This window comes from Cellulomonas algicola (genome assembly GCF_003851725.1).
Classification (GTDB): domain Bacteria; phylum Actinomycetota; class Actinomycetes; order Actinomycetales; family Cellulomonadaceae; genus Cellulomonas; species Cellulomonas algicola.
The window spans coordinates 1-12,847 of sequence record NZ_BHYL01000047.1 but is presented as its reverse complement, the minus strand read 5'-3'; the positions used below and the strand labels follow the sequence as shown (position 1 = coordinate 12,847).

11 protein-coding genes are annotated in these 12,847 nt (G+C 75.3%); 4 read left to right on the top strand and 7 right to left on the bottom strand.

Features of this window, described 5'->3' with window-relative positions; genetic code table 11:
- Positions 1-123: 123 nt before the first annotated feature.
- From clpB to CTKZ_RS03280, 3 genes are all read left to right on the top strand, one after another.
- Positions 124-2,724: an ATP-dependent chaperone ClpB gene (clpB, locus tag CTKZ_RS03290; protein ID WP_124341597.1), complete on the top strand. Its 2,601-nt coding sequence runs from the start codon at positions 124-126 to the stop codon at positions 2,722-2,724.
- Between the two features lie 156 nt (positions 2,725-2,880).
- Entirely contained in the window at positions 2,881-3,930 is a 1,050-nt protein-coding gene (locus CTKZ_RS03285; RefSeq protein WP_124341596.1) for a Gfo/Idh/MocA family protein, read from the top strand.
- A 94-nt stretch (positions 3,931-4,024) separates the two neighbouring features.
- Entirely contained in the window at positions 4,025-4,720 is a 696-nt protein-coding gene (locus CTKZ_RS03280) for a DedA family protein (RefSeq protein ID WP_124341595.1), read from the top strand.
- A 15-nt stretch (positions 4,721-4,735) separates the two neighbouring features.
- Here CTKZ_RS03280 and CTKZ_RS03275 read toward each other — a convergent pair whose 3' ends face one another.
- From CTKZ_RS03275 to CTKZ_RS03265, 3 genes are read right to left on the bottom strand one after another with little or no spacing between them, the layout of a single operon-like run.
- Entirely contained in the window at positions 4,736-5,410 is a 675-nt protein-coding gene (locus tag CTKZ_RS03275) for a DUF4190 domain-containing protein (RefSeq protein ID WP_124341594.1), read from the bottom strand.
- Positions 5,407-6,747 (bottom strand): DUF4190 domain-containing protein, encoded by a 1,341-nt coding sequence (locus CTKZ_RS03270; RefSeq protein ID WP_124341593.1) that lies wholly within the window; start codon positions 6,745-6,747, stop codon positions 5,407-5,409. The genes CTKZ_RS03275 and CTKZ_RS03270 overlap by 4 nt, the downstream gene beginning before the upstream one ends.
- Before the next feature lie 42 nt (positions 6,748-6,789).
- The gene (locus CTKZ_RS03265) at positions 6,790-7,593 is read right to left on the bottom strand and encodes an exodeoxyribonuclease III (RefSeq protein WP_124341592.1); all 804 of its coding nucleotides are present in this window, start codon (positions 7,591-7,593) and stop codon (positions 6,790-6,792) included.
- Between the two features lie 329 nt (positions 7,594-7,922).
- On the opposite strand from CTKZ_RS03265, the gene CTKZ_RS03260 reads away from it, so the two are divergent.
- On the top strand, positions 7,923-8,678 hold the full coding sequence (locus tag CTKZ_RS03260; RefSeq protein ID WP_124341591.1) for an SDR family NAD(P)-dependent oxidoreductase: 756 nt from the start codon (positions 7,923-7,925) through the stop codon (positions 8,676-8,678).
- A 225-nt stretch (positions 8,679-8,903) separates the two neighbouring features.
- Here the strand turns inward: CTKZ_RS03260 and CTKZ_RS03255 are convergent, their stop codons facing one another.
- The 4 genes from CTKZ_RS03255 to CTKZ_RS03240 form a co-directional block, all read right to left on the bottom strand.
- Positions 8,904-9,092: a hypothetical protein gene (locus CTKZ_RS03255; protein ID WP_124341590.1), complete on the bottom strand. Its 189-nt coding sequence runs from the start codon at positions 9,090-9,092 to the stop codon at positions 8,904-8,906.
- Positions 9,093-9,106: 14 nt separating this feature from the next.
- Positions 9,107-9,295 carry a hypothetical protein gene (locus CTKZ_RS21365; RefSeq protein ID WP_160142814.1) on the bottom strand — a complete coding sequence of 63 codons (189 nt, stop codon included), beginning with the start codon at positions 9,293-9,295 and terminating at the stop codon, positions 9,107-9,109.
- Positions 9,296-9,395: 100 nt separating this feature from the next.
- On the bottom strand, positions 9,396-10,208 hold the full coding sequence (locus CTKZ_RS03245; RefSeq protein WP_124341588.1) for an MBL fold metallo-hydrolase: 813 nt from the start codon (positions 10,206-10,208) through the stop codon (positions 9,396-9,398).
- 133 nt (positions 10,209-10,341) lie between these two features.
- Positions 10,342-12,847: carboxypeptidase regulatory-like domain-containing protein (locus CTKZ_RS03240; RefSeq protein ID WP_200829626.1), on the bottom strand; the 2,506-nt coding region annotated here is incomplete at its 5' end.

Below are 12,847 nucleotides of genomic sequence, written 5' to 3'. Positions count from 1 at the left end.
GGCGGGGGTGGCCGCGCGGAGGTCGGCCAGGCAGGGGTGGCTCAGCGAAGTTGAGCGGAATAGACTCAACTTTGGTCGATGTTGAGTCGGGCAGACCCCGATCCCGTCCTGACAGGAGATTCCGTGGACGCCAAGTTCACCACCCGCTCGCAGGAGGCCCTCGGCGACGCCGTCCAGCAGGCGTCGGCGGCGGGCAACCCCCAGCTCGAGCCCGCGCACGTGCTCAACGCCCTGCTCCAGCAGGAGGGCGGCGTCGCGAACGCGCTGCTCGACGCCGTCGGCGCCGACCGCGCCGCGCTGGGTCGCTCGGTGCGCTCGACGCTCGTCGGCCTGCCGTCGTCGGCCGGTCAGACGGTCGCGCAGCCGTCCGCGTCGCGCGCGACCGCCGCGGCGCTCGAGGCCGCGTCCGCCGAGGCGCGCTCGCTGGGCGACGACTACGTCTCGACGGAGCACCTGCTGCTCGGCCTCGCTGCGGGGCAGTCCGGCGTCGCCGACGCCCTGCGCTCCGCCGGTGCCAGCCGCGACGCGCTCGCGGCCGCGCTGCCCAACGTGCGCGGCAACAGCCGCGTGACGAGCCCCAACCCCGAGGGCACGTTCAAGGCGCTCGAGCAGTACGGCATCGACCTGACGCAGCGCGCGCGGGACGGCAAGCTCGACCCGGTGATCGGGCGGGACTCCGAGATCCGCCGCGTCATCCAGGTGCTCAGCAGGCGCACCAAGAACAACCCTGTGCTCATCGGCGAGCCCGGCGTCGGCAAGACGGCCGTCGTCGAGGGGCTCGCGCAGCGCATCGTCGCGGGGGACGTGCCGGAGTCCCTGCGCGGCAAGCGGCTCGTCAGCCTGGACCTCGCGGCGATGGTCGCGGGCGCCAAGTACCGCGGCGAGTTCGAGGAGCGGCTCAAGGCCGTCCTCGCCGAGATCACCGGTGCCGAGGGCGAGGTCGTCACGTTCATCGACGAGCTGCACACCGTCGTCGGCGCGGGCGCCGGCTCCGAGGGCGCGATGGACGCGGGCAACATGCTCAAGCCCATGCTGGCCCGCGGCGAGCTGCGCCTTGTCGGTGCGACCACGCTCGACGAGTACCGGGAGCGCATCGAGAAGGACCCCGCCCTGGAGCGCCGGTTCCAGCAGGTCTTCGTCGGCGAGCCGTCCGTCGAGGACACCGTCGCGATCCTGCGCGGGCTCAAGGAGCGGTACGAGGCGCACCACAAGGTGACGATCTCCGACGCCGCCCTCGTCGCCGCCGCGACCCTGTCCGACCGGTACATCACGGGCCGCCAGCTGCCCGACAAGGCGATCGACCTGGTCGACGAGGCCGCGTCGCGCCTGCGCATGGAGCTCGACTCCTCGCCGGTCGAGATCGACGAGCTGCAGCGCGCCGTCACGCGCCTGGAGATGGAGGAGGTCGTCCTGCAGGAGTCGGACGACCCCGCGTCGCTCGAGCGCCTGGAGCGGTTGCGCAAGGACCTCGCCGACCGTCGCGAGGACCTCGCGTCGCTCACCGCACGCTGGGAGAAGGAGAAGGCCGGGCACAACCTCGTCGGCGACCTCAAGGCGCGGCTCGACACGCTGCGCACCGACGCCGAGCGGCTGCTCCGCGAGGGCTCGCTCGAGGCCGCCGCGCGCCTCCAGTACGGGGAGATCCCGGCGTTGGAGCGTGAGATCGCCGAGGCCGAGGCCAGCGAGGAGACGACCGACGACGAGGTCGCCGCGCAGGGCACGCCGATGATCGCCGACAAGGTCGGGCCCGACGAGGTCGCCGAGGTCGTCGCCGCGTGGACCGGCATCCCCGCGGGCCGGCTGCTGGAGGGCGAGACCGCGAAGCTGCTGCGCATGGAGGACGTGCTCGGCGAGCGGCTCATCGGCCAGCGCACCGCCGTCGCCGCCGTGTCCGACGCGGTCCGCCGCGCTCGGACCGGCATCTCCGACCCCGACCGTCCGACCGGCTCGTTCCTGTTCCTCGGGCCGACCGGAGTCGGCAAGACGGAGCTCGCCAAGGCGCTCGCGGACTTCCTCTTCGACGACGAGCGGGCCATGGTCCGCATCGACATGTCGGAGTACTCCGAGAAGCACTCGGTCGCGCGGCTCGTCGGCGCGCCCCCCGGGTACGTCGGGTACGAGGAGGGCGGCCAGCTCACCGAGGCCGTCCGCCGCCGGCCGTACTCGGTCGTGCTGCTCGACGAGGTCGAGAAGGCGCACCCCGAGGTCTTCGACGTGCTGCTCCAGGTGCTCGACGACGGCCGCCTCACCGACGGCCAGGGCCGCACGGTGGACTTCCGCAACGTCATCCTGGTGCTCACGTCGAACCTCGGGTCGCAGTTCCTCGTCGACCCGCTGCTGTCGGCCGACGCGAAGCGGGACGCCGTCATGGGCGCCGTGCGGACGGCGTTCAAGCCCGAGTTCCTCAACCGGCTCGACGACGTCGTGCTGTTCGACCCGCTGTCGCTCGACGAGATCGGGCACATCGTCGAGCTGCAGGTCGCGTCGCTGGGGCGGCGGCTCGCGGACCGTCGGCTCACTCTCGACGTCACGCCCGCCGCGCGCGAGTGGCTGGCCCTGGAGGGCTACGACCCCGCGTACGGTGCGCGGCCGCTGCGGCGGCTCGTGCAGCGGGAGATCGGCGACCGGCTCGCGCGGTCGCTGCTCGCGGGGGACGTGCACGACGGGCAGACCGTCCGCGTCGACCGCGCCGGCGACACGCTCACGGTGACGTCCGCGGCCTGAGCCCCGTCGCCGCGGTCCGCCCGCGTGGAAGGTCTGTCGCACCAGGCGTGACAGACCTTCCACGCCACCGGCGGACGGGGGGTGACGGGCCGGGGCGCGCGGCCTGCCGGGCGGTCGCCGGGGGCTCGTCGCGCCGGCGTCTGGCACGCTGGCCCGATGCCCGCCGACCTGCACCTGCCCGACCCGCGCACGCCCGACCCCACCGACGCCCCGCCGCTGCGCTGGGGCGTCCTGGCTCCCGGCTACATCGCGGGCCGCTGGGCCACGGCCGTCCGCGAGCACAGCCGTCAGCAGCTCGTCGCCGCCGGGTCGCGGTCCGTCGAGCGGGCGCAGGCGTTCGCCGACGAGCACGGGTTCGAGCATGCGCACGGGTCGTACGAGGCGCTCGTCGGCGACCCCGGGATCGACGCGGTCTACGTCGCGAGCCCGCACAGCCACCACCACGAGCAGGCGCTCCTCGCGCTGCGCGCCGGCAAGCACGTGCTCGTCGAGAAGGCCTTCACGCGCAACGCCGCCGAGGCGCGCGACCTCGTCGACGCCGCGCGCGAGGCCGGCGTGCTGCTCATGGAGGCGATGTGGACGCGGTACCTGCCGCACACGGACGTGCTGCGGCAGCTGCTGGACGACGGCGCACTCGGCGACGTCCACCGCGTCACCGGCGACTTCGCGGTGCGCGCCGAGGTCGACCCCACGCACCGGCTCGTCGACCCGGCGCTCGCGGGCGGCGTGCTGCTCGACCTCGGGGTGTACCCGGTCGCGTTCGCGTCGTTCGTCGCGCGGCACGCGGGTCTCGGCGTCGCACCGTCGGCCGTGCAGGCGACCGGGTCGCTCACGTCGACCGGGGTCGACGCGCAGGTCAGCCTCCAGGTCGCGTACGGCGCGGCGCAGGCGCAGCTCTTCACGTCGATGCTCACCGCGGCGGGCCAGACGACCGCGGTCCACGGCTCGCTCGGCCACGTGCGCGTCGACGAGTCGGCGTACCTGCCGTCCGCGCTCACCGTGACGGTCGGCGACCGCACCGCCCGCTGGGACGCCAACCGCGTCACCGGGTACGGGGGCCTCGCGTTCCAGGCGGCGGCGTTCGCGACCTACGTCGCCGAGGGCCGCACCGACTCGCCGCTGCTGCCGCTGGCCGAGACCGTCCGCATCCTCGAGACCACCGACGAGGCCCGCCGCCAGCTCGGGGTCGTCTACCCCGGCGAGTGACGCCGCACCGGGCGTCCGGGCGTGCGACGAGCGTCACGTCGCCGGCGGCCCGCCCGTCGCGCGCCCGTGCTGGACGGATGACAGCATCGGACCGATGAGGTCCCCCCTGCACCTGGCTGCCGGCATCGCCCCCCATGCCGGTCTCGGGACCGCCACGTCGGAGGCCGAGCTCACGGGCCTCGTCGGGTGGGTCGTGTCCGTGATCGCCGCCCTGGGCCCGATCGGCGTCGGGCTGCTCGTCGCGCTAGAGAACGTCTTCCCGCCGCTGCCGTCCGAGGTCGTGCTGCCCGTCGCCGGGTACGTCGCGAGCCAGGGGGACATGTCGCTCGTGTGGGCGATCGTCGCCTCGACGCTCGGCTCGCTGGTCGGCGCGTGGGTGCTGTACGGGATCGGCGCGAGCGTCGGGCGGGTCCGGCTGCGGCGCTGGCTCGGCAAGGTGCCGCTCGTCGAGGTCGAGGACCTCGACCGGTCCGAGGCCTGGTTCGTCCGGCACGGCGGCGCCGCGGTGCTGGTGGGCCGGTGCGTGCCCGTGGTGCGGAGCCTCGTGTCGATCCCGGCGGGCGTCGAGCGGATGCCGCTCGTGCGGTTCAGCGTCTTCACCGTGATCGGGTCGGGCGTCTGGAACGCGGGCCTGATCCTCGCCGGGTACGCGCTCGGTGACCGGTGGGAGGACATCGGGCGGTACAGCGACTGGCTGAACTGGCTGGTCTACGCGATCCTCGCGTGGCTCGTCGGCCGGTTCGTCTGGACGCGCACCCGCCGTCGCCGGACCGTGCCCGACCGCGGCTGACGCCCCGCGCCCGGCTCAGGGGAGCGTCGCCGACCCGTCCAGGAACGACCCGGTCACACCGCCGCCCGCCACCACCGCGAGGCACAGCCCGCGACGGTCCCCGCGCGACCAGCCCTGCTCGGTCGGCGCCCACGTCACCGGTCGCACCCCCGCCGCGGTCTCCGTGTCGTCGAGCACGCACGCCCTCGCGACGCGCGCATCGGCCGCCTGCTGACCCGGCCACACCGCGTTCTCCGCGAAGTCGTACTCCGTGACGACCTGCGCCTCGTGCGGCTGCGCGCACGGCACGACTCGCACGACGTCGACGGACCCGTCGGCGGGCAGCTGCTCGACGCACGTGCCGGTCACGAGCTGCATCGCGTGCGCGTCGCGCGCGGACCCGACGTCGCCCGGCAGCGGACGCGTGGTCTGCGCGGTCACGAACCCGACGACGACGGCCACGACGACGCCGAGCGTCCCCAGCGCGCCGAGCACGACCGCGGCGACCGCCATCCCGCGGCCCCGGGTGCCGTGCGCCGACGTGCGGCGCAGCGCGACGATCCCGAGGACCAGCGCGAGCGGCGCGACGAGCAGCACACCCGCGGCGAGCGCCCAGCCGGCGAGCGGCTCGCGACGTGCGGGGGCGTCCTCCCAGCCCGCGGCGTAGTACGGCTCGGGGTAGTCGTCCCCCGGCCCGAGCGGCTCGTTCAGGAGCCGACCCCCTGCCCGGCGACCTGCAGGTCACCGACGACGATCGAGCCCGTGAGGTCCGGGTCGTCCGCGGTGTACGTGCAGAGCGCCGTCGACCCGCCCGCCTGGTCGAAGTCGTCGGGGTGCGGGTAGTACACGTCCGCGAACCCGCCGACGTCGAACAGGCCCGGTGCGCGCGAGTCGATCGCGGTGAAGCACACGTCGACCGCCGCGTCGTAGGCGGGGTCGTCCACGTCGTCGACGATCGGCCCTTCCAGCTGGACCAGGGCGACGATCTCCGTGCTGTGCGGCTCCGAGCACGGCACCACCTCGGCGTCGCTCATGTCGTACTGGTTCGGGTACTCGGCGAGGCACGTGCCGACCGGCAGGTCCGTCCGCAGGTCCCAGTAGCCGAGGTCCCCGGACGCGTCCGGCCCGGTCTGGCCCTCGTCGACGGTCTCGCCCAGGTCGTCGAGCGCGGCCTGGACGCTGTCGTCCGTGGCGACCCGCGCGAAGAAGACGATGCCCACGACGATGCTGACGACGATCGCCACGGTGCCGATCGCGCCGACGACGATGCCCGCGATCGCGAGACCGCGCCCGTCCTGACCGGTCCGCCGGATGCGGCGGAGCGAGGCGATGCCCAGCCCGAGGCCGACGGGGGACAGCAGGCCTGCGGTGAGCAGCAGGCCACCGGCGCTCGTCGCGATCGAGGCGATGGCGAGCCCGTCCGTCGTCCGGGTCGCCGGGGTGTACCCGGGCTGCTGGCCGTAGGCGCCGTACGCCTGCGGCTGCCCGTAGCCAGGCTGCCCGTAGCCAGGCTGCTGACCGTAGGCGTGCTGCTGGCCGTAGCCCTGCTGCCCGTAGCCGGGCTGGCCGTAGCCGGGCTGTTGGCCGTCGCCGGGCGGGCCGTACCCCGGCTGCTGCCCGTAGCCGGGCTGGCCGTACCCCGGCTGCTGCCCGTAGCCGGGCTGGCCGTAGCCGGGCTGCTGGCCGTAGGCCGACGGTGGGCCGGACGGCTGCGGCGAACCCTGGCCGGGCTGCTGACCCGCCGGCGGCTGGGCGTACGGCGGCTGGCCGTACGGCTGCGGCGCCGGTGCCGGCTGCCCGTACGGCTGCTGCCCGGAGGGCTGCGGCGCGGGTGCCTGCTGCCCGGACGGCTGCTGCCCGTACGGCTGCCCGGCGGCCGGCTGGTGCCCGACGGGCGGCTGTCCCGGCGCCGACGCCGGGTCCGGCACGGCCTCGTACCCGCTGGGGGGAGGCGGCACGGGCTGCGTCGTCCCGGGCGACGGCTTCGGGTCGTCCGGTGCGGCGAAGGGGTTGTGCTCGGGCGTCGGCCCGCCCGGCTCGTTGCTCATGGCCGCAACCTAGCCGACCGCGCCCACGCGCGGACCCCCCGCTCAGGAGGTCGGTCGGTCGCCGATGTCGAGCACGACGGGGACGTGGTCGGAGGGTGCCTTGCCCTTGCGCTCGTCCCGCACGATCGTCGCGCCCGCGACCCGTGCGGCCAGGGCCGGCGAGGCGTACGTGAGGTCGATGCGCATGCCCTGGTTCCGCGGGAACCGCAGCTGCTGGTAGTCCCAGTAGGTGTAGGTGTGCTCGGCGGGCAGGTGCTCGCGGGAGACCTCGGTGAGCCCGGCCCGGGCGAGCGCGGTGAACGCGTCGCGCTCGGCGGGCGTGACGTGCGTGCGGCCCGCGAACCAGGCGGGGTCCCACACGTCGGTGTCGAGCGGCGCGATGTTCCAGTCCCCGACGAGCGCGAACGGTGCGGCAGGGTCGGCGGCGAGCCAGCCCTCGGCCGCGTCGCGGAGCCGCGCGAGCCACTCGAGCTTGTAGACGTAGTGCGGGTCGTCGACCTCACGCCCGTTCGGGACGTACAGGCTCCAGACGCGGACGCCGCCGCACGTCGCGCCGAGCGCCCGGGCCTCCGCGACGGCGGGTTCGCCCCACGTCGGCATGCCGGGGAACCCGACCTCGACGTCCTCGATCCCGACGCGCGACACGATCGCGACACCGTTCCACTGGCTGAACCCGGACGTGGCGACCTCGTAGCCGAGGGCCTCGAACGGCTCGCGGGGGAACTGCTCGTCCTTGCACTTCGTCTCCTGCAGCGCGAGGACGTCGACGCCGCTGCGCTCGAGGAAGGACACGGCCCGCTCGGTGCGGGCGCGGATCGAGTTGATGTTCCAGGTGGCCAGACGCATGGACGGCGACGTTACCGGCCCGGGCGGACAACCCCGCCCGGCACCTCCATCCGGCACCTCCGCCCGACACCTCCGCCCCGCAGCCGCCCGGCACCCCCGCCCGGCCTCCCGCCCGACGGCCCTCCCGGCGCCTGGGGCCGTCACGAGCGCCACCCGCTCGGCCGCGGTTGGACCGGGTGGGTGTCGACCGGACGGACGAAAAGGACGTACGGGCTGTTCCTGGGGCGAAGCGCCTCGATACCGTTCCGCCAGCGACGCCGGGTCCGGGGACCGGACCCCGGGATGCCCGGCTCGCACGCACCCGCCGCGCGCGGGTCAGGGAGGACGACGTGGGCGAAGGGCTGAAGGGGCGACGCGCGCTCGTCACGGGCGGCGCGAGCGGGATCGGTCGCGCGGTGGCCGTGGCGCTCGCACGCGCCGGTGCGGACGTCGCGGTCACGCACCTGGCGCACGACCCGTCGCAGGTCGTCGCGGAGATCGAGGAGGAGGGCCGCTCGGCGACGGCGGTCCAGGTCGACGCGCGGCACTCGTGGGACGTCGACAAGGCGGTGAGCACCGCGGCCGCGGCGCTGGGCGGCGGGATCGACCTGCTCGTCAACAACGTCGGCGGCATCGTGGAGCGGCGCATGCTCGCCGCGATGGACGACGCGCACTGGCACCACGTCCTCGACCTCAACCTGTCGTCGGTGTTCTACGCGACGCGTGCGGCGTTGTCGGTCATGCCGGACGGCGGCCGTGTCGTGAGCATCGGTGCGCAGGCGGCCCGCAGCGGCGGCGGGACGGGCATGGTCGCGTACACGACCGCGAAGGCAGCGCTCGAGGGGTTCACGCGGGCGCTCGCGCGCGAGCTCGGGCCGAGGCGCATCACGGTGAACGCGGTCGCGCCGGGGTTCGTCGCGCACACCCCGTTCCACGCGACGCACACGCCGGAGCCGGCCCAGCGGGCGGCGGTCGCGGCCGCGGCGGTCGGCCGGGCGGGGATCCCCGACGACGTCGCGGAGGCGGTGCTCTACCTGGTCTCCGACGGTGCGGCCTTCGTGACGGGCACGGTGCTCGACGTCAACGGGGGCGCGTACTTCACCTGACGCCGACCTGACACCGGCGGAGGCGCCGCGCCCGGCGGGGCGGACGGACCGTCGGACCGGCATGCCGCGCCGGGCGGGACGGATGGAACCGTCGGACCGGTGCAGCGGCGTGCCGCGCCCGGAGGGCGGACGGTCCCCGTCGACCGGCGCAGCACGACGGGACCCGGCCGGCGTGGACCGGACGGATCCCGTCAGCGCGTCAGCGTCCCGTCGCGGCGGGCGTGCTCAGGCCAGCGCGCGGCGCGCGCGACGGCCGGTCGACTCCACGAGCCGCAGGCCGCGCGACACGAGCGTCGGTCCGCCCTGTGCGTGCTCGACGCGGGACGCGATCTTCCCGGCGACGCCCGAGACGACGGGCACGACGACGGCGGCGATGAGGACGGTGCGCACGCGGCGCATCAAGAAGGCCCACATGATGGCTCCTCGGTTCAGTCGGGCGGCTCCCCGGCCGACGTCGTCGGGCCCAGGTCGCCGCGGTCCGGCACGTCGGGCGCGTCCGGTGCGGGTGGCGCGTCGCTCGGCAGCGGGTCCTCCTCCCGGCGGGGGTCGTCGGGCGGGAGGTCGTCGAACACCGGCGAGTCCGGCACGCGTCCGGGGTCGGGGATCGGGTTGCTCATCGGGTGCTCCCTCTTCCTGGGAGCGGCCGTGCGGTCGCTCCGCCGTGGTGACGGGCGTCCGCCCTCCCCGACGGTATGTCGACCGCGCGACGCGCGCGCGTCAGGTGAGGTCGTCGAAGTCCCCGCGGGTCCAGGCGGCGTGCCGTTCGGCCGACCGCCGGACGACGGCGGTCGCGTCGGCGGGGATGACGCCGTCGAAGTTGTTGTAGAGCCGGTCGAAGTGTCGCCGCGCCACGTGCTCGGCGACCCGCAGCGCGACCGCGCCCGACAGGGGGATGCGGTTGGGGTAGGACCGCATGAACGACGCCGTGCGGTCGGGGTTGGCGAAGATCGTGTCGCCCGACAGCAGCACCCCGCGGCCCTCGGCGCCCGCGGCCCAGTGCACGACCGCGCTGCCGGGGAAGTGCCCGCCGGGCTGCGAGAGCACGACGCCGGGCAGCACCTCGCGCTCGCCCTCCCACGTCTCGACCACGGGGTCGGGCCGCTGCACCCAGTCCGCGTCGGCCGCCGACACCAGCACGGGGACCCCGCCGAGCGCGCGGCTCCACTCCACCTGCACGCCGAACATGTGCGGGTGCGACGCCGCCACGGCGACCACGTCCCCGAGCGCGCGGACGGCCGCCACGGCCGCGTCGTCGAGAAAGCCCAGCGGGTCCCACAGCAGCATCCCGGCGGGCGTGCGCAGCAGCTTCGACTCCTGGGAGATCCCCACGCCGGGCGACACGGTCAGCCCGAACAGGTCCGGCTCGAGCTCGCGGACCGCGACGCCGTGGCCCTCGGCCTGCAGCGCGTCGAGCGTCGTCCACTCCTGACCGGTCGACGGCACCCACTGCCGCTCGTCGGCGCAGATGGGGCACACGTCGGACCGTGCAGCGCTCTCGACAGCGCACGTCCGGCAGATCCACCACGTCATCGTCGTCTCCTCCGCCGCCCGCGGCGCACGCGGCCGCGGGTCCGTCGCCCATGCTGCCGTGGACCACCCACGACGAGGGAGGGGCCACCGAGCCGCGCCCGGTGACCCCTCGCGTCGTCGTGCGACGCGGCCGTCAGGACACGGCCGCCACCTTCGGGCACGTGAAGCCGCGCGGCGGCGCGACGTACACGAACGGCACGGCCTTCGTCGTGCCGCCCGGCGTGGTGACCCGGACCTCGGCCTTGCCCGCGGCGTGCGCCGGGACCCGCACGGACACCGCGGTGTCGCTGACCACGCGGAACGACGCCGCGGCCGTCGACCCGAACGTCACGCCGGTCGTGCCGGTCAGGTTGCGCCCGACCAGCAGCACCGTGGTCCCGCCGGCCGTGCACGCGACCGGCGGCAGCACGGCCGTGAGCACGGGCCTCACGGCCGCCGGTGTGACGACGAGGTCGAGCGTCGAGGTCGACGACGCGAACGTCGTGTCGCCCACGAACGCCGCCGTGACGACCTGCGTCCCGGCCGTGCCGGCCGTGACGGTGAGCGACGCGGTCCCGTCGACGAGCGGCACCGTCCGGGGCTGGCCGCCGGCCACCGTGAACGCGACCGCGCCGCCGGGGACGATGCCCGCGGTCGCCACCGTCGCGGTGAGGGTCACGGAGCCACCGCTCGGCACGGTCGCCGGCGTCGCGGTGAGCGTGGTCGCCGTCGGCACGTGCTCGTAGGTGTACGCCACGGTGCCGTCGCTCACGCCCCGGTCGGTCGTGACGACCACGGGCGCCGGCCCGGCCGCGTGGGCCGGAACGGTCGCGCGCAGGGTCGTGGGTGAGTCCACGACGACGCCGGTGGCCGCGACCCCGCCGAACGTCACCTCCGGCGTCCCGACGAACCCGCTGCCGGTGACGACGACCTGGGCGCCCCCGAGCGCCGACCCGGCGGCCGGGTCGACGGACGAGACCGTCGGCGGTGCGGGCTCCGGGTCGGTCGACGTCGTCACGGCGAACGGCACGCTCACGTACTGCCGGTCGTGGACGGCGTCGCCGACGTACTCGACGCCGATCTGCGGCGTCCCGCCGTCGGTGGCCCACTCGACGTCCGGCACGGTGAACGTGACGTCTGCGTGGCCGTCCTCGAGGAGCGCGTCGCCGAGGAAGCCGGTCGGGCCGTAGATCCCGACGGCACCGGTCGGCGTCGCGCCGTCACCCGTGACGGTCACCCGCACCGTCGCCGGGCGGCCGACCGGCGCGGGCAGCGGCGAGGACACCGCCGTGACCTGCGCGGCCGCGGTGCCGCGCGGCGGCACGACGAGGTGCAGGCCGTCGACGGTCTGGCCCGCCGCGACGTCGAGCGGCACGGCCTTGCTGCGCTGCTGCGTGCCGGTGCCGCCGTCGTAGTACGTGGTGACGCCGTCGTAGAAGCCGCTCGAGCCGCGGCTCTCCGCGACCACCGAGAGGATGTGGCGGCCCGGCACCACGTCGCCGGCGGTGAACGCGCCGTCGACGACGTAGCGCAGCAGCGTGTCGTCGTACCCGCCGCCGACCGGCGTGACGTACAGCTCGGAGCTGAACCCGGAGCCGTCGGGCTTGACCGCGGTGCCGGTCAGCGTGCCGCCCGCGACGATGCGCAGGTCACCGGTCGCCGTGTCCTCGCCGAGGGTCACCCGCACCGTCTCGGCGTCGGCGCGCGTCGGGACGCCCGGGTGGTAGACGGCGATGCCGCCGCCGAACGCGCTGGCCTGGACCACGTAGTCGCCGCTCGCGAGGCCGCGCACGACGAACCGGCCGTCGGGTCCCGCGGTCGCGCTGCCGTAGGCCCCGTCGTCGCTCGTCACGGTGACGTTGCCGGTCGTCGGCGTGCCGTCGACCGCCAGCAGGCGTCCGGTGATCGTGCCGCCGACGGGCATCGTGACCGGGTCGACGTCGACGCAGTCGCCCGCGGCGAGCGTGAGCACGGTCGCGTCGTCCCGGCCGGTGCTGCCCGGGTAGAACCCGTCGGCCAGGTCGTCGTTCCACGTGCTGACCTCGAGGAGGTAGTCACCGGGAGCCGCGTCGGAGACGCGGAAGGTGCCGTCGAAGCCCGTCGTGCCGTGCGGGCTCGCGGTGCCGCCGTCCGCCGGGTGCAGGAGGACCAGGGCGCCGGAGACGGGGGTGCCCGCGGCGCTGCGCACGACGCCGGTGAGGCACACGCCCTGGCGCAGGGAGGCGTCCACGCGCGCGGTCGTGCCGCCCGCGGTGACGGCGACGGGGGTCGCGGACGCCCAGTCGTCGACGCCGTCGAAGTACTCCGACCGCAGCCCGGAGCCCGCCGCGGGGCGGAACTGGAGCTGGTACTCGCCCGCCACCAGGCCGCCGATCGCGTACGTGCCGTCGGGCGCCGTGGTCGTCATCGAGGAGAAGCCCGGGCTCTGCTGCGTCGCCCAGACCGACACGCCGGCCACGGGCGCACCGTCAGGGCCGGTGACCGTCCCCGTGATCGTCGCGCCGGTGGTCAGCGCGATGTCCCCGAGCGCCGTGGACCGCCCGGCGACGGCGGTGACGACGCCGGCCTGCGTCTGGTCCTGCGTGCCGGGCCAGTACGTCGTCATCAGCCCCGAGCCCCACGGACCGGTGACCTGCACCCGGTAGGCACCCGCGGGTGCC

Bases quoted from the DNA above. Each gene is read 5' to 3' on its own strand.
- CTKZ_RS03280 (WP_124341595.1), top strand. From the start codon at position 4,025: ATGAGGTCCCCCCTGCACCTGGCTGCCGGCATCGCCCCCCATGCCGGT.
- CTKZ_RS03245 (WP_124341588.1), bottom strand. From the start codon at position 10,208: ATGACGTGGTGGATCTGCCGGACGTGCGCTGTCGAGAGCGCTGCACGG.
- CTKZ_RS21365 (WP_160142814.1), bottom strand. From the start codon at position 9,295: ATGAGCAACCCGATCCCCGACCCCGGACGCGTGCCGGACTCGCCGGTG.
- CTKZ_RS03255 (WP_124341590.1), bottom strand. From the start codon at position 9,092: ATGTGGGCCTTCTTGATGCGCCGCGTGCGCACCGTCCTCATCGCCGCC.
- CTKZ_RS03265 (WP_124341592.1), bottom strand. From the start codon at position 7,593: ATGCGTCTGGCCACCTGGAACATCAACTCGATCCGCGCCCGCACCGAG.
- CTKZ_RS03285 (WP_124341596.1), top strand. From the start codon at position 2,881: ATGCCCGCCGACCTGCACCTGCCCGACCCGCGCACGCCCGACCCCACC.
- CTKZ_RS03270 (WP_124341593.1), bottom strand. From the start codon at position 6,747: ATGAGCAACGAGCCGGGCGGGCCGACGCCCGAGCACAACCCCTTCGCC.